Below are 15,958 nucleotides of genomic sequence, written 5' to 3' on the forward strand. Positions count from 1 at the left end.
AAGAAGCAAGCTTCTTCATCATTCGCTCGACTTGCATGTATTAGGCATGCCGCCAGCGTTCGTCCTGAGCCAGGATCAAACTCTCCATAATAGTTGAGTATAAAACTCAACAAATTAGAACTAGTTTAAAAGCTCATTTTGTTTTGCTGGCATCATCATTAAATGATGTCAAAAATGTTTTGCTATCGAGCTAACCGAAGTCAGTCAATAAGCTGTATTTCTTAACGTTTTGCATGTTCAGTTTTCAATGTTCATTTTGTTTTTTTACTAAGTCGTTTTTTGCGACTTCTCTAATTTATCACCTTGTTGGTGAAGAGTCAAGAAGTTTTTTAAAATACTTTTTTAGCATTTATTTTTCGTGTCGTTCTTGACGACGTTTATTATTATAAAACAGTTTCAGTATAAATGTCAACAATAAAAACGAACTTTTTAAAAGTTCGTTTTTATTATTGATCTATTATCGCTCTACTTTATAGTATCTATGCATGATTTCATTACTTTTCGTATGTTTTTTTTCAATAAGAATTAAACCTCTTTCAACAAGAAATTCAATGAAGACTTCTAAATCCACGGAGTAATTTTTAAGCTCTTCTTGCTCATGGATCTCTTGTATCGTCCAAAACTCTTTTGTCGAAAGTACTTCTACAATATGTTGAGCGCCCTCTTTTATTCTCGAATGAATAAGAAATTCACTAGCTAAAAACAAAAGCTCTAATCGTTTCTCCAATGTTTCTTCACTCGAAACAATCTCATCATACAGTTTATATATAGAAGGATCTACTTGTTTTACTTGTTTCCAAACCATTACCTCTGGATGCATTCCATTTTGCAATACCGCCAGTCGCGCTAAATGGTGCAAAGATTCTACAACATGGCTATAAGCGTCTAGATAATTCAATTGTTCAAAAAACAACTTGCCTTCTAAATATCTACGAGTTAGCTTTGAAAATTCAATTCCCATTCTTATTTTTCTTCCATTGACAGGAAAGTCATCCAATTCCTTTTTTAGTTGCTCAATAAATTCATTTCGATCAAATACTACTCTTCCATTTATTAACCAATCTACTAATTTAGGATTCGTACCTAACGTTAACCATTTTCTAAGTTGCTTCTCCGTAATGATATGTAATGCAGCTTTCTTATCATGAAAAGTATAATGTTTTGTAAATACCGGTTGTTCAGCTTCTTTAGTCAGAATAAACAAGATGGAATCAAATGTATCTGTACTTGGGCTTACTTCTGCTCTTTTTTCTACTAATATGATTCCAAGTGTATTTGGTTGACTAGCTCTTTCTTGATAAATAGGTCTCAACAATGCTTCCAAAATTGCGCCTCCTTTACTTCCTCACTATAGACTTTCGACAACTTATTAGTTTTTCCTTCTATAACTATATAAAAATATTACTTCCATTTGAAATATGATATAGTGGATTTAGAAATTAGGAGGTAAAGTAATGAAACCCTATAAAAACAAAATAAATAGAATACGTTCCTTTGCATTAGGACTCATATTCTTCGGATTCATCATTATGTATGGTGCTATCTTCTTTAGAGAAAACGCAATTTTAGTAACTATTTTCATGACACTTGGACTACTATCTATTTTGGCGAGTACTGGTGTATACCTTTGGATTGGTTTACTTTCTACTAAAGCTGTACAAGTTGTTTGTCCGAATTGTGGGAAGCACACAAAAGTATTAGGACGAGTTGATATGTGTATGTATTGTAAAGAACCTTTAACGCTTGATCCTTCACTTGAAGGGCAAGAGTTTGATCAATCATTAAATAGAAAGAGATAACCGGACACCTTGCTTTTAGCAAGGTGTTTTAATTTGTTAAATATTATATACTAGAAAGAAAAATTAGAGGAGGTCGCTTTTGTGTTAATAGTGTCTTTAATAGAGCGACTAGCAATTATTACTACAATCGCCTTTATATTGACTCGCTTTAAGTTTTTTCGTAAACTATTCGACTATCATACAAAGATGTCTACAAAACAGCGAATCACTCTAACTTTAGTTTTTGGATTATTTGGAATTGTGGGGACCTATACAGGTATAGTCATCAATCCACTAGAAGGTTCGGAAGAGAGATGGTCTAGTAGTTTAACTCATGATGAAGCACTTGCAAACTCCAGGGTACTAGGAATTGTAGTTGGCGGATTACTTGGCGGCTTTAGAATTGGATTCGGTGCTGGATTAATCGCAGGTGTTCATCGTTTTTTCCTTGGAGGATTTACCGCTGTAGCTTGTGGATTTGCAACATTAGTTGCTGGATTTATTGCTGGAATAATCGGACACAAACTTCGTAAGCAAACATTTATCTCCCCGTGGATAGCACTAATTGTAGGTATTGTTACAGAGTCTATTCAAATGGGGCTCATCTTACTAATAGCAGATCCATATTCACAATCCTCGGCACTTGTTCAAAATATTATGCTCCCGATGGTAGTGACAAATGGTGTAGGTTCCGCTTTATTTATACTAATTATAAGAAGTGTGCTAAAAGACGATGATCAAACAGAAGCAAATGGTGCCCAAAAAGCATTAAAAATTGCTGAATCGACTTTAGATCATTTGAGAGGCGGACTTTCTTATACATCCGCGCAAAATGTATGCGAAATTATCTATTCAAAAACTTCTACCCTTGCAGTTTCAATGACCAATAAAGACACGATACTTGCACATATTGGAGCTGAAAGTAATCACCATAAAGCTGGCAGTCCTATCCAAACTGAGTCTACAAAGAAAGTTATAAATTCCGGAAAAATGCTAACAATCGGAAAAGAAGAGATATTATGTAGTGAAACGAACTGCTCTCTTGGTGCAGCTATTATGGCACCAATCAAAATCCAAAATGAGACAGTTGCAACTTTAAAGATATATGTACAGAATGAAAATCTAGTGACACCGGCTTTAGTGGAATTAGTACAGGGATTGAGCGGGTTATTTAGTCATCAGTTAGAGTTATCTGAACTTGAACAATTACAAGAACTTGCAAAAGAAGCGGAAATTAAAGCACTTCAAGCACAAGTTAATCCCCACTTCTTATTTAATGCAATGAATACAATTGTTTCCTTAATTAGAACAAACCCTGACCGAGCACGAACGTTACTAGTTTCGCTAGCTAAATTTATTCGTCAAAATGTAGAAAACTCTTCGGATAGCTTAGTACCACTTCATAAGGAAGTAGAACTTATTCGTTATTATTTATTAATAGAAGAAGCGAGATTTGGCGATCGTATTCAAGTAAAATATTCCATTGATCCAAACACGTTAGATATTTCAATCCCGCCTATGGGAATTCTGACATTAGTACAAAATTCATTTAAACATGGCTTGCAAAAAGTAAAAGAGAATGGCGTTATTGAAATTTCTATTAAAGATGAAGGTCATTTCATTACTATTTCTGTACTAGACAATGGGATAGGAATAGATGCTTCAAGAAAGTCATCCCTCCTCCACGATAAAGTCGAATCTGAAGACGGTACTGGTATCGGTCTATATAATTTACATGAAAGACTAAAAAAAATGATTCATCATTCGGATGGTCTTCATATTGAAAGTGATAAAAATGGAACAGTAATTTCTTTCATTATTCCAAAAACAATACATAAATTAGAGGTGAAAGAGTTCTCATGACATACAAAACAATCATTATAGATGACGAACGATATAGCCGGGAAGAGCTAGCCTTTTTACTTTCAAGTTATAAAGAAATAGAAATCATCGGTGAGGCAGATTCAGCAGAAACGGGACTGAAGATTGTAGCGAAAGATGAACCTGATATTGTATTTGTTGATATAGAAATGACTGGGTTAAACGGAATTGAGTTTGCGAAAATTACAAGTCAAATGAAAAAACCGCCGATCATCATCTTTGCAACTGCTTTTCCAAATTATGCACTAGATGCTTTTAATGCAAATGCAACAGATTATTTATTGAAACCATTTGAAGAAAAGCGCTTGAAAGAAACCATTGATCGTATTAAATCACTAACTAAACAACCAATTCAACCGCAAACGACACTGAGGTTAGCCGTTCACGTGGACGAACGAATTATTTATATTGAACCGAGCTCTATTTTATATGTATCGCGGAATGATCGCGATACTGTAATTCGAACATTAAAAGGAGAGTTCATTTCTAAACATACATTAAAAGAATTAGAAGAAAAGTTAACAGGCCATCATTTTTTCCGAACACATAAAAGTTTTTTAGTAAATACACACCAAATTATCGAGGTATCTACATGGAGCTCAAGCATCTATCATGTACGTTTAAATGGTATATCTGAACAAATCCCTTTAAGTCGAAACTATGTAAAAGAGCTTCGAGACATACTAGAAATGTAAGCTAAAAAAAATCGTACACCCTGTTTCAAAGTTGATTAAAATAAAAGTCAATATAAAAAAACCGAGCGTATTCACTACGCTCGGTTTTCTTATTGAACTTTTGTTGCTTGCTCTTTACAAGTTGGGCAAGTCCCGTAAATTTCCATACGGTGTGAAGTAACATCATATCCTGTTAGATGAGAAGCTAAATGCTCTACTTCATCTAGTCCCGGATAGTGGAAATCTACTATTTTACCGCATGCGTTACAGATCATATGATAATGATCATTCGTGATGAAATCGAATCGGCTTGATTTATCGCCATAATTTAGTTCTTTTACAAGACCTGCTTCTCTAAACACACGTAAATTATTATAAACAGTTGCTACACTCATGCTCGGGAATTTACTTTCAAGCGCTTTATATATATCGTCAGCAGTTGGATGTGACATAGTTTGAATAATAAATTCCAATATCGCATGGCGTTGCGGTGTAATTCGGACACCTGTAGACTTTAATGTATCTAAAGCATCTCTTAAATGTACTTCCGTCATCGCAATGCACCTCTTCTCATACTTATTCTTTATTTGTAATTAGTATAAGTAAGAATTGAGCCGACTGTCAAATTTTTAAAGCTTATTTCATTATAAATCCTTTAATAGCCTTTTTCTAAAACGATTATGTTGTCTAATTCTTTATTTCCATTCAACCACAAGGCTAAGTTATTCGAGAAAATTTCAAGAGCTCTTACTAAGTATTGTGAAGAGTGACTGGATATATGAGGTGAAATAATTACATTGTCCATTTCCCAAAATGGGTGATCCTGACCTAATGGTTCATTTTCAAACACATCTAATACTGCATAGGCAATATATTCTTTTTGCATCGCTTGAAGAATATCTGTTTCTTTCACGACATCTCCTCTACCATAATTCATAAAGATAGCGCTTGGTTTCATAGACTTGAAGTGTTCATATGTTAGTAGCCCTTTTGTTTCTTCTGTACTTGGTAGAATAGAGATGACGATATCCGCTAACGGAAGTACATCCGCAATTTGCTCAAAAGATGTCATTTCATCCATATATGGTGCTGCATGGCCACTTCGATTGCAACCAATAGTTTTAACACCAAAAGCCTGCAATATTCTTCCCACTTCTCCGCCAATTGCTCCAGGTCCTATAATTAATGCTGTTGACCCATGTAACTCAAAAGATTGTACTCTTCTAAACCAAACTTTTTGCTTTTGATTTTCTGCTACTAGTGGAAGGCATTTTTTTATGGAAAGAATATGCGCTATTATTGACTCCGCCATTGGTATTTTGTGAATCCCTCGTACATTGGTAACGACAATATCTCTTGCCGCTATTTCTTTTAACGGCATTTTCTCTAGTCCAGCTGATGCCACCATAATCCATTTTAACAGCTTGACTGTTTCAAGATGAGACAATTCGATGTCTTCACCATATGTAACGAAGATATCCGCCGACTTTAACTCGTTCTCGTCTAGTCCTTTATGAAATATAAATTCAACTTCTGGAAACTCTTCTAGTAAATTAGCTTGTTGTTCCGGTTTAGGTAAAAAAGAAAATAATATTTTCATTAGTTAATCCTCATGGTTCGTTAATTTTTTCAATGTTTCAATTGCTTCATCAACATGTCCATCAACTTTCACTTTTCTCCATTCTTTCACAACTGTCCCTGTAGGATCGATTAAGAAAGTAGAACGTTCAATCCCCATATACTCTTTTCCAAACATCTTTTTAAGCTTCCAAACACCGTATTTTTCAGAAACTTCATGCGTTTCATCTACTAATAGTGAAAAAGGCAATCCATGTTTTGTGATAAATTTTGTATGCATTTTTTCATCATCGCCACTTACCCCTAATATCACCGCATTTAACTCATTAAAAGTATCATGGTTATCTCGGAAATCACATGCTTCTGTTGTACATCCTGGAGTGGAATCCTTTGGATAGAAATATAAAACAACATATTTCTTCCCAGCAAAATCTTCTAGTGAAACTAATTCTCCCAATTCGTTTTTTAATGAAAACTTAGGTGCAATCATACCTTCTAGTGTATTCATAAATTACCTCCTCCTTGTATATCTCTATCGTACCGAATAGATACAATAGATACAATTTCTTTCGCCTTTTTATCTTTTTATGTCTACAATAGATATAGATTACACAAGTGGAGGGTTTATAAATGTTACATACAATATCAGAGGAAATACAAAAAGAAGCAATCGAACATATAGTAGGTGGGGTAAACAGTCCATCTCGTTCTTATAAAGCGGTTGGTGGAGGAGCTCCAACAGTTATGGACAGAGCAGAAGGTGCTTACTTTTATGATGTCGACGGAAATAAATACATCGATTACCTAGCAGCTTATGGCCCGATTATTACAGGTCATGCACATCCACATATTACAGAAGCCATTACAAAAGCAGCTCAATCAGGGTTACTATATGGTACTCCAACAAGACATGAAGTAACATTTGCAAAAATGTTAAAAGATGCAATTCCTTCTATGGATAAAGTTCGTTTTGTAAACTCGGGGACAGAAGCTGTTATGACAACAGTTCGTGTTGCTCGTGCCTATACAGGCCGAACAAAAATCATGAAGTTTGCGGGATGTTATCATGGACACTTCGATACAGTATTAGTCGCTGCTGGATCAGGACCCGCTACACTTGGAACACCCGATTCTGCTGGTGTACCTAAAACAATTGCCGAAGAAGTTATTACAATTCCATTCAACAACCCAAAAGCATATGAAGATGCAATGGAAAAATGGGGAGAAGAATTAGCATGTATATTAGTTGAGCCAATCGTAGGTAACTTTGGAATGGTTGAACCAAACGAAGGATTCTTGTCACTTGTTCACAAAATTGCAAAAGACAAAGGTGCTTTAATTATTTACGATGAAGTCATCACAGCATTCCGCTTCCATTATGGTGCTGCATCTACTATGTTAGACCAAACTCCTGACTTAACTGCACTAGGTAAAATTATTGGTGGTGGACTTCCTATTGGAGCATATGGTGGTAAAAAAGAAATCATGGAACAAGTGGCTCCACTAGGTCCTGCATATCAAGCGGGAACCATGGCAGGTAATCCAGCGTCAATGCAAGCAGGGATTGCTTGTTTAGAAGTACTACAACAACCTGGAGTTTATGAAGAACTCGACCGACTAGGAAAAATTCTAGAAGCCGGTATTTTAGAAGCCGCTAAAAGACATAGTATTACAATCACGATAAATCGTATTAAAGGTGCCCTTTCCGTTTATTTCACGGATGTCAAAGTAGAAAACTACGAACAAGCTGAGGCTACGGACGGAGTATTATTCGGTAAATTCTTCAAACTCATGTTAGATCAAGGTATCAATCTTGCTCCCTCTAAGTACGAAGCTTGGTTTATTACCATTGCACATACAGAGCAAGATATACAAGATACACTTACTGTTGTGGATAATGTTTTTGCTCAGTTATATAATGAATAAATTAAAATGCGATGAAAGGACGAAGGTTAATTGAAATTAGGTGCTCGTATTATCAAAACAGGAGTAGCAATCGTTTTCGCACTCTTCATCGCAGATATACTTAGTCTACCGTCTCCAGTGTTTGCTGGAATCGCTGCAATATTTGCAATCCAACCATCTATTTATAGATCTTATTTGACCGTAGTCGAACAAATACAATCCAACATAATTGGAGCGATAATTGCCGTTGCCTTTTCTTTAGTTTTCGGCAACCACTATATTGCTGTAGGTTTTGCAGCAATTGTTGCTATTACTATTATGTTGAAGTTTAAATTGGAAAAAACGATTTCTTTAGCACTTGTAACAGTTATTGCAATCATGGAAGTTCAAGGTGATGAATTTATCACTTTTGCGCTCATCCGATTTGCGACTGTTCTAGTTGGTGTCATTGCTGCATTTGTTGTGAATTTAGTTTTTGTTCCACCAAAATATGAAGCGAAATTATTCAATGCCATTCACTTTACGCAGGATGAAATCATTCGCTGGATACGTATTGCCGTAAGAAATGCCTCTGACCATGGTTCAACTAAGCATGCTATTGATCAAATGAAAGATCGACTTATTCGAATTGATCAATTATATTTGTTCTTTAATGAAGAACGTGGATACACCAAAAAAGCGATTCATATTAAAGGAAGAAAACTTGTTGTATATCGTGAGCTTATATCTGCATCCTATAAAAGTTTAGATACTTTAAAAAGGCTTCATCTTCACGAGAATGAGTTTATACAACTTCCTGATCATTTTAAAATGATGATTAAAGAACGTTTAGATGCTCTCTTAACCTATCATGAACAGCTACATTTAAAGTTCATTGGTAAATTAAAACCCGAGCATACGGAATGGAATGAAAATGAAGCTTTAGTACAGAGACAAGAAGTAATGGATATATTCGTTCATCAAATCACAATCACAAAAGAAGAAGAAGAATTTTCATCTTACCATCTGCTCCACTTATTATCTTCTATTTTAGAGTATGAGGAGCAGCTAGAGCATTTAGAAATGCTAATTACTTCTTATCAAACTTTCCACGGCCAAGAATTAACCGTGGAAATAGAAGAAACACCATTTTGAGAAAAGCGCCTTTTTTCTATATGAACTTTACGGGCCGCTTTGGACAAAATTTATTTTAATAGAATGAACGAGAGGAGCTATGTCACGTAGCTCCTCTCGTTTTCGGTCATCCTATAACGATTGTTTGTCTGTTGCTCCCCTAAAACATTGAAGGAAAAAGGGCAAAAACTTTTGGGAATAAAAGAGGAGTCCCTTTTCTATCTAATGACCAGAAGAGGACAGTACTGAGTTCCACGCAAACCCTCCCAGTTCCACACAAATCCTCTAAAATCACTAAAAAACGTGCCTACCTAAATTTCTAGGTGGCACGTTTTTAAATTACTTTATTATGATCCTAATTGTTGAATTTGAAATAAGTTATAATACGTACCATCTTTTTGCTGCATTAGTTCATGATGTGTTCCCATTTCCTTCAACTTACCATGGTCGATTACAAAGATTTTATCTGCATGTGTAATCGTAGAAAGTCTATGAGCCACTATAATAGTTGTTCGATTTGATGCTAATTTTTCCAGTGAATCTTGTATCAATGATTCACTCTCCAAATCTAATGCTGAAGTTGCTTCATCTAGAACTAAAATTGTAGGGTTCTTTAAAAATACACGTGCAATCGCCACACGCTGCTTTTGACCTCCAGAAAGTTTTACTCCTCTTTCGCCAACTTTTGTATCATACCCTTCAGGTAGTTCCATGATAAATTCATGTGCATTTGCAGCTTTTGCAGCAGCGAATACCTCTTCATCAGTAGCATCAGGATTCCCCATTAATATATTCGATTTCACTGAATCACTAAACAAAATATTATCCTGTAGCACTAAACCAACTTGTTTGCGTAAAGATTCTATTGTTACATCTCTAACATCTTGTCCATCAACTAGAACACTTCCGCCTGTAACATCATAAAACCTTGGAATTAGACTGATGATAGTGGATTTCCCACCACCACTCATCCCTACAAATGCAACGGTCTCTCCTGCATTAATATGGAGGTTCACATTATTTAATATAGTATTCCCATCTTTATCATATTGGAATGAGACATTTGAAAACGTAACATCGCCTTTAGAATTCTCTAATTTCGTAGCCCCTTCTTTATCTACTATGTCATATTCCTCATCCATCAATTCAAATACACGGTCCATAGATGCAAATGACTGTGTAAGTGTCGTAGAAGAGTTCACAAGACGACGCAGTGGACTATACAAACGTTCAATATACGCTACAAATGCAGCCATTGTCCCAACAGATAATCTTCCGTTTATCGCCTCATAACCAGCATATGCAATAACAAGCAATGGAGCAATATCTGTAATTGTATTGACCACTGCAAAAGCTTTCGCATTCCAAATAGTTTGGTCTACCGCTTTATCTAAAAATTCCCCATTTGCTTTATCAAATAATTTCTGTTCATGCTTTTCTAAAGTAAATGTCTTAATAATACTCATACCTTGAACGCGTTCATGTAAATAGCTTTGGACTCCTGCAAGTGCTTGCGATCTTTTTCTTGTTAAATCACGAAGTCTTCCAAAAAAGTACTTCACACTAAATGCATAGAAAGGAAACGCTATGAGCGCTACAATTGTTAGTTTCACATTCAACATTAGCATAATACCAATAGCGATTAAAATAGTCGCTAAATCTAGCCAAACGTTCATAAGCCCAATCATCACGAAGTTTTTCGTTTGTTCCACATCATTGATAACTCGGGAAATTACTTCTCCAGCACGGGAATTCGAATAATACTTTAAACCTAGCTTTTGAAGGTGACTATACATTTTTTGGCGTATGTCAAACAAGATTTTATTGCTCACTAATTGAGCTAAATACTGCCTATAGTACTCAATAGGTGGACGAATAATTAAAAAGACTATTACAGTTCCTCCAAGCCAATAAAATAATTGCTCTATCTTTTGTTCATTTGTTAATGCATCCGCTCCAATAATATCGTCTATAACAATTTTGATCAGTAGCGGGATGAATAACGGGATAGCAAATTTGACAACACCTATAATAATCGTTAAAAATATTTGGAAATTATAAGGCTTTACAAATTGCATATAGCGCTTCATCGAACTCATATAAAAACTTCCTTTCTACAACTGGAAAAACCTGTTGCATATTCAACAGGTTTTCCCTCTACTCATTTAACTGTTTATGAAAATGATACCTGCTTGTCCATGCTTCGATAAAGTCTGGAGCAAATGGACCTCTTCTTTGTTTGATCCAAGAGAGAAGCTTTTCTAAATTATTATTTAGAATAATATCTATTTCATTCGGATAATTCATTTCTTTTTTATGTTGTTCATATTCATCTTCATCTAAAATAGTGTAAGTCATGTCTGGAAAAACCTTCACATCAAGATCATAATCAATATATTTTAGTCTTTGTTTATTATAGAGAAATGGTGAACTCATGTTAATGTAATAATATACACCATCTTCACGAAGCATACAAATAATATTAAACCAATGTTCAGCGTGAAAGTAACAAATAGAAGGTTCTCTTGTAACCCAAGTTCTACCATCAGATTCAGTAACAAGTGTACGTTCATTTGCAGCAATTACAATGTTTTTGGTGCCTTTCAATACCGTTGTTTCTTGCCAGACACGGTGGATTCGGCCATTATGCTTATAACTATGAATTTGAATTATTTCTCCTTCTGTTGGAATCGCCATGATTTAGCCACCTTTTCATCAAGCGTAAAAGTTATATTTTATACTTATTTTATCATTATAACAATTCATGAGAAAAAGTTGTAGTAAAAGAGAACATACGCATGAAAATTTTTTCATGCATCACAGCTTTTCACTCTTTTTTTTACATAGATGTCGTTGGTTGGCTTTAGACAAAACTTATTATAATAGTATAAACGAAAATGGCTGAGAAAGTGTTAGCGTAAGCACTGTCCAAAGCAATCAATAAAATTCTTATGTTTTTTTATTTTGGAAAAAAAAAGCGAAGGCAAAATGCGCCCTCGCTTTTTTTTGGTGAATCCATGTTATTTTGTTTCATTAAAAGAACGATTTGCTTTTGCACCGTTAGCTTGTTGTTTTTTCAACTCTACTTGACGATTTTGTTCTTTTACTTGTTGAATATCAGTTTCTGAAGCAAATTCTTGATTCTTGTTCAGTGGTTTACTGTTATTCTTTTTCATGGATTTCACCCCCGCACATATATATCATGTGCAATTGATACTATTTTATACATTTGCATTACAAAAAAGAAACAGTCTTAATGTCATCCCTTACTAAGGCTTTTTCGTTTGAAGTCATCTTATACTTTTTCTTTCCAAGTATTCCATATTTTCAGCACGGGAACTGGCATAGGTTGTAGTTCTATTTCTTCTTTTGTAAACCATTTGCAATTAGCAGCTAAATTCTTTTCTTCTATTAATAATGCCCCGTAACTTTCCATTTCCCATGTTAAGTGTGAAAAAATATGCTTGAAAGCAATAATTTCTTCTCTTTTACTAATACTAATTCCATAATCAAGTTCGATGATTTCTTCTACTGAATGTTTAAGTGTCGGTAATTCAACCATAGGAAATTGCCACATATTCGCAAGTAATCCTTTAGAAGGTCGCTTCTCAAGTAAAATTTTCCCGTCATTAGCTTGTATGACTACTGATTTAACTTTATGCACTTTTGTTTTTTTAGTAATTGTTTTGATTGGCAAGCCTTCTTGCATTCCTTCAAAAAATGCTGTGCAGTATTCTCTCACCGGACATAGTAAGCATTTTGGCTTTGTTGGTGTACATATGACAGCACCTAACTCCATTAACCCTTGATTGAACGCTGATGGATTGTCCTCATCAATCAGTTCCATCACAGCTTCTTCAAATATCTTTTTCGTTTTCGGTTTGGCTATATCTTCTTTTATCAATAAAAGGCGAGAAAGCACTCGCATTACATTGCCATCTACTGCATGTTCTGGAACTCCATATGCGATACTTAGTACTGCACCAGCTGTATATGGTCCGACACCTTTTAACTTAGAAATCTCATGTCTTGTAGAAGGGACAATACTTTGATATTCTTCTACTACCTCTTTTACTCCAGCTTGTAAGTTTCTTGCACGAGAATAATACCCTAAACCTTCCCATTGTTTCAGTAATTCTTCTTCTGGTGCAGTTGCAAGAGACTCAAGGGAAGGATATTTTGAGATAAATCTTTCATAATAAGGAATAACCGTATCTACTTTTGTTTGTTGTAACATTACTTCTGAAACCCAAATTTTATATGGATCTGTTGTTTTTCTCCAAGGCAAATCTCTTTTTTCTTCTTGAAACCAAGTGACTAAAGCATTTCTAACTTGTTTTTTATATAATTCGTTCAAAGTAAAATCCTTCCTTGCGATTATTGACATAAAAAATGGGTATATAATATAAGTAAGTACTTTGTTATTTCCCGATTTTAACTTATGATAAAGTTAACTAGTTATCCAAAAAGGAGCAGATGTAGCATGGATACAGGTACACATATTGTAATGGGTATTGCTCTAGGTGGCTTAGCACTCGCTGACCCAGTCGTAGCAAGCCATTCAATCACAACTACTGCTGTTATTGCAGGTACAATTATCGGTTCCCAAGCACCTGATATAGATACAGTATTAAAACTTAGAAATAATGCTGTTTACATTAGACATCATCGTGGAATTACACATTCCATTCCTGCTGTCATACTATGGCCGCTCCTGATTTCAGGAGTATTGTGGTTAATAATGCCGGATGCAAATTGGTTGCACTTATGGCTATGGACATTTTTAGCTGTGTTTGTGCATGTCTTTGTAGATATTTTCAATTCCTATGGAACCCAAGCATTACGACCATTTTCTAGGAAATGGGTTGCGCTTGGTGTTATAAATACATTTGATCCAATTATTTTTGGTTTTCACGTAGTTGGTTTATTATTTTGGATGCTTGGTGCAAATCCAGTACCTACATTTTTAATTATGTACATCATCATGGTAGGTTATTATATATTACGATTTGCTGTCCAGAAAGCTGTGAAAAATTCAGTGCTTCATACGATTCCCGATGCTGATGAAATTATCGTTGCTCCAACGATGAAATTTTTCGAGTGGCGAGTAGCTGCAATTTCTAAATCACATCATTATGTTGGACGTGCTTATGGCCGTTCTATTACCGTATATGATAAATTTGATCGTGTTTCTATACCAGATTCAGATTTAGTTACAGCTGCATTGAAAGATAAAAACTTGAGTGCATTCATTTCTTTCTCACCTATTTATAGATGGGAAATTACAGAGCACGATCAAATATTCGAAGTTCGTTTAATCGATTTACGGTATCGTAGCAATGACTATTATCCATTTGTAGCAGTGGCTCATTTAAACGAAGATTTAGAAGTGGTCAATTCCTATACTGGTTGGATTTTCAGTGAGGATAAGCTTCACAAAAAACTCGACTTCACTCCACTTTGAAATGTAGAATTACCCTAGAAACTAAGACAAGATACGCTTCTTCCATCTAAATATTTAAACGCTAGGATTTATTGGTCCTAGCGTTTTTTTATATTAATTTTCAAAGTCGTCTACTTCTAGTAAATGTTTGTATTTTTCATTTGAGTTGGCAAATTCATGAAGTTGATGTCCGTATCCTTCAATCCATTTTCGTATAACCATTTCTGTTACAGCGGCACCTTTATAATCATAACCCGCGCGAGCATAAGAAGATTCAAAATCTGACCATAATAGTTCAATCCACGTTCTTGCTTTAGCAGCCGATAATTGTTCGTTTTTTTCCAGTAATACATTTGTTAACTCTGTTATTTTATCATTCATATTATTTACCTTCCTTTATTGGTTCGAGTAATGAAATCGGTAATGCTTCTTCATATTTGTCTCCACCTAATCGGTATCCCCAAGCAAATCTTCCCTTTATATATTCTACTTGAAAGAACATTCCTGGGTCACTGGAAATACGATACATATTACCAGGTTTTATATTTGATGGGTCTATTAAGTATGATTGTGCCATCGTTGCTTTTCTTTCATAAACTGCATATTCATTAATAATGCCTAATGATTCCGCTTTACGTGATTTTTCTTTCAAGTTTGCTATTTCCGTTCTAAGTTCTTGTTCCGACATTTCTCCATATTTCTTTTCACTCATCTTGTAATTCAAACTCCTTTTTCTCTATATAAATGTCAATCTGTTCACCAGGAAAGCCTTTGAGATATAGCGCTTGTTTCACTCGTTTTTTCAAATCAAATCCTGAATATTTTGATGAATACTTTCTCCAAACCTTATCTCCTTGTGTAGCAATAATATCAACCCACTCATCTTGTTCTTTTTCCAAATCGAACTGGGCAAGTGCTTGAGAGATAATCGAAAAATTATATCCTTTTCGTTGCAATGTGTCTTGAACTTTTTGTTTTACTTGTCTTGGCGTCTTATCTTGACTTTGATTGATTATTTTTTCTGTTAACGTACTGGCAATTGTTACTTGTTCATCTTCTGTGTATGTCGCTAACACTTCTTCTTGAAGTCCTTTTTCAATTCCCTTTTTCTTTAAATCCTGTCGAATAGCTGTAGGTCCTTTTTTGCTGTTTTTCTTTTGAGTAGCTACTAATGCTTTTGTAAAGCTTTCATCATTAAGAAAACCATGTTCATACAGTTTTCGAATTGCTTCTAAAATAACTGCTTCTCCAAATTCGCTCATTTGTAGTTTTTTCTTTACTTCATGTTCACTTCGCATGCGATAACTTAAAAAGGTAATCGCTTTATTATAAGCTTTCCTTACTTCATCATCAAAAACGATTTCATCTAGTGCAAAGCCTTCCATTACTTTTCCTTTTGAAAGTTGATATTTGATCAGAACGGCTTCATCCACACTAAAAGCATACACTTCATCTAAGTATAAATTATATCGCTCCTTATTGTTCTTTTGACGACCTATCCTAGTTATTACTGGCATAAGTAAACCTCTCCATTCATCTTTCCTCATTATAACGTATATGTTCGTAGGAGATAAGCTTTCGACATG

Annotated in this window: 17 protein-coding genes and 1 rRNA gene; 6 read left to right on the top strand and 12 right to left on the bottom strand. The window is 34.9% G+C overall.

What is annotated here, in order from left to right:
- Positions 1-91, bottom strand: a 16S ribosomal RNA gene (locus tag C7437_RS13230); the annotation flags it as partial.
- 366 nt (positions 92-457) lie between these two features.
- Complete coding sequence (locus C7437_RS13235; RefSeq protein ID WP_111440215.1) at positions 458-1,324, bottom strand: nucleotidyltransferase-like protein; 867 nt, start codon at positions 1,322-1,324, stop codon at positions 458-460.
- 130 nt (positions 1,325-1,454) lie between these two features.
- On the opposite strand from C7437_RS13235, the gene C7437_RS13240 reads away from it, so the two are divergent.
- The 3 genes from C7437_RS13240 (at position 1,455) to C7437_RS13250 (ending at position 4,354) form a co-directional block, all read left to right on the top strand.
- The gene (locus tag C7437_RS13240; RefSeq protein WP_111440216.1) at positions 1,455-1,799 is read left to right on the top strand and encodes a YgzB family protein; all 345 of its coding nucleotides are present in this window, start codon (positions 1,455-1,457) and stop codon (positions 1,797-1,799) included.
- Positions 1,800-1,880: 81 nt separating this feature from the next.
- Positions 1,881-3,641, top strand: coding sequence for a LytS/YhcK type 5TM receptor domain-containing protein (locus tag C7437_RS13245; protein ID WP_111440217.1), 1,761 nt, complete (start codon positions 1,881-1,883; stop codon positions 3,639-3,641).
- The gene (locus tag C7437_RS13250; protein WP_111440218.1) at positions 3,638-4,354 is read left to right on the top strand and encodes a LytR/AlgR family response regulator transcription factor; all 717 of its coding nucleotides are present in this window, start codon (positions 3,638-3,640) and stop codon (positions 4,352-4,354) included. Before C7437_RS13245 ends, C7437_RS13250 begins: the two co-directional genes overlap by 4 nt.
- 89 nt (positions 4,355-4,443) lie before the next feature.
- Here C7437_RS13250 and perR read toward each other — a convergent pair whose 3' ends face one another.
- The 3 genes from perR to bcp all read right to left on the bottom strand — a co-directional run bounded on the left by perR (position 4,444) and on the right by bcp (position 6,419).
- Entirely contained in the window at positions 4,444-4,887 is a 444-nt protein-coding gene (gene perR / locus C7437_RS13255; RefSeq protein ID WP_111440219.1) for a peroxide-responsive transcriptional repressor PerR, read from the bottom strand.
- A 101-nt stretch (positions 4,888-4,988) separates the two neighbouring features.
- The gene (locus C7437_RS13260; RefSeq protein WP_111440220.1) at positions 4,989-5,933 is read right to left on the bottom strand and encodes a D-2-hydroxyacid dehydrogenase; all 945 of its coding nucleotides are present in this window, start codon (positions 5,931-5,933) and stop codon (positions 4,989-4,991) included.
- Between the two features lie 3 nt (positions 5,934-5,936).
- Positions 5,937-6,419 carry a thioredoxin-dependent thiol peroxidase gene (gene bcp / locus C7437_RS13265; RefSeq protein ID WP_111440221.1) on the bottom strand — a complete coding sequence of 161 codons (483 nt, stop codon included), beginning with the start codon at positions 6,417-6,419 and terminating at the stop codon, positions 5,937-5,939.
- 122 nt (positions 6,420-6,541) lie between these two features.
- Between bcp and C7437_RS13270 the strand changes: the two genes are divergently transcribed.
- Positions 6,542-7,837, top strand: a complete 1,296-nt coding sequence (locus tag C7437_RS13270; protein ID WP_111440222.1) for a glutamate-1-semialdehyde 2,1-aminomutase — start codon at positions 6,542-6,544, stop codon at positions 7,835-7,837.
- 30 nt (positions 7,838-7,867) lie between these two features.
- The gene (locus C7437_RS13275; RefSeq protein ID WP_111440223.1) at positions 7,868-8,950 is read left to right on the top strand and encodes an FUSC family protein; all 1,083 of its coding nucleotides are present in this window, start codon (positions 7,868-7,870) and stop codon (positions 8,948-8,950) included.
- A gap of 326 nt (positions 8,951-9,276) precedes the next feature.
- On the opposite strand, the gene C7437_RS13280 is transcribed toward C7437_RS13275, so the two are convergent.
- From C7437_RS13280 to mutY, 4 genes are all read right to left on the bottom strand, one after another.
- Positions 9,277-11,028: an ABC transporter ATP-binding protein gene (locus C7437_RS13280; protein WP_111440224.1), complete on the bottom strand. Its 1,752-nt coding sequence runs from the start codon at positions 11,026-11,028 to the stop codon at positions 9,277-9,279.
- Between the two features lie 58 nt (positions 11,029-11,086).
- Positions 11,087-11,626, bottom strand: coding sequence for a nucleoside tri-diphosphate phosphatase (gene ntdP, locus C7437_RS13285; RefSeq protein ID WP_111440225.1), 540 nt, complete (start codon positions 11,624-11,626; stop codon positions 11,087-11,089).
- Between the two features lie 323 nt (positions 11,627-11,949).
- Positions 11,950-12,105 carry a gamma-type small acid-soluble spore protein gene (locus C7437_RS13290; RefSeq protein WP_111440226.1) on the bottom strand — a complete coding sequence of 52 codons (156 nt, stop codon included), beginning with the start codon at positions 12,103-12,105 and terminating at the stop codon, positions 11,950-11,952.
- 119 nt (positions 12,106-12,224) lie between these two features.
- Positions 12,225-13,286: an A/G-specific adenine glycosylase gene (gene mutY, locus C7437_RS13295; RefSeq protein WP_111440227.1), complete on the bottom strand. Its 1,062-nt coding sequence runs from the start codon at positions 13,284-13,286 to the stop codon at positions 12,225-12,227.
- Between the two features lie 126 nt (positions 13,287-13,412).
- Between mutY and C7437_RS13300 the strand changes: the two genes are divergently transcribed.
- Positions 13,413-14,393 carry a metal-dependent hydrolase gene (locus tag C7437_RS13300; RefSeq protein ID WP_111440228.1) on the top strand — a complete coding sequence of 327 codons (981 nt, stop codon included), beginning with the start codon at positions 13,413-13,415 and terminating at the stop codon, positions 14,391-14,393.
- Between the two features lie 93 nt (positions 14,394-14,486).
- On the opposite strand, the gene C7437_RS13305 is transcribed toward C7437_RS13300, so the two are convergent.
- From C7437_RS13305 to recX, 3 genes are read right to left on the bottom strand one after another with little or no spacing between them, the layout of a single operon-like run.
- On the bottom strand, positions 14,487-14,753 hold the full coding sequence (locus tag C7437_RS13305) for a YfhJ family protein (protein ID WP_111440229.1): 267 nt from the start codon (positions 14,751-14,753) through the stop codon (positions 14,487-14,489).
- Between the two features lies 1 nt (position 14,754).
- Positions 14,755-15,084: a YfhH family protein gene (locus tag C7437_RS13310; protein WP_111440230.1), complete on the bottom strand. Its 330-nt coding sequence runs from the start codon at positions 15,082-15,084 to the stop codon at positions 14,755-14,757.
- Positions 15,077-15,889, bottom strand: a complete 813-nt coding sequence (gene recX / locus C7437_RS13315) for a recombination regulator RecX (protein ID WP_111440231.1) — start codon at positions 15,887-15,889, stop codon at positions 15,077-15,079. The genes C7437_RS13310 and recX overlap by 8 nt, the downstream gene beginning before the upstream one ends.
- Positions 15,890-15,958 lie beyond the last annotated feature (69 nt).

Source organism: Psychrobacillus insolitus (assembly GCF_003254155.1).
Lineage (GTDB): Bacteria > Bacillota > Bacilli > Bacillales_A > Planococcaceae > Psychrobacillus > Psychrobacillus insolitus.

Bases quoted from the DNA above. Each gene is read 5' to 3' on its own strand.
- C7437_RS13250 (WP_111440218.1), top strand. From the start codon at position 3,638: ATGACATACAAAACAATCATTATAGATGACGAACGATATAGCCGGGAA.
- C7437_RS13240 (WP_111440216.1), top strand. From the start codon at position 1,455: ATGAAACCCTATAAAAACAAAATAAATAGAATACGTTCCTTTGCATTA.
- ntdP (WP_111440225.1), bottom strand. From the start codon at position 11,626: ATGGCGATTCCAACAGAAGGAGAAATAATTCAAATTCATAGTTATAAG.
- perR (WP_111440219.1), bottom strand. From the start codon at position 4,887: ATGACGGAAGTACATTTAAGAGATGCTTTAGATACATTAAAGTCTACA.
- C7437_RS13260 (WP_111440220.1), bottom strand. From the start codon at position 5,933: ATGAAAATATTATTTTCTTTTTTACCTAAACCGGAACAACAAGCTAAT.
- C7437_RS13310 (WP_111440230.1), bottom strand. From the start codon at position 15,084: ATGAGTGAAAAGAAATATGGAGAAATGTCGGAACAAGAACTTAGAACG.
- C7437_RS13290 (WP_111440226.1), bottom strand. From the start codon at position 12,105: ATGAAAAAGAATAACAGTAAACCACTGAACAAGAATCAAGAATTTGCT.
- bcp (WP_111440221.1), bottom strand. From the start codon at position 6,419: ATGAATACACTAGAAGGTATGATTGCACCTAAGTTTTCATTAAAAAAC.
- C7437_RS13280 (WP_111440224.1), bottom strand. From the start codon at position 11,028: ATGAGTTCGATGAAGCGCTATATGCAATTTGTAAAGCCTTATAATTTC.
- C7437_RS13305 (WP_111440229.1), bottom strand. From the start codon at position 14,753: ATGAATGATAAAATAACAGAGTTAACAAATGTATTACTGGAAAAAAAC.
- C7437_RS13270 (WP_111440222.1), top strand. From the start codon at position 6,542: ATGTTACATACAATATCAGAGGAAATACAAAAAGAAGCAATCGAACAT.
- recX (WP_111440231.1), bottom strand. From the start codon at position 15,889: ATGCCAGTAATAACTAGGATAGGTCGTCAAAAGAACAATAAGGAGCGA.
- C7437_RS13300 (WP_111440228.1), top strand. From the start codon at position 13,413: ATGGATACAGGTACACATATTGTAATGGGTATTGCTCTAGGTGGCTTA.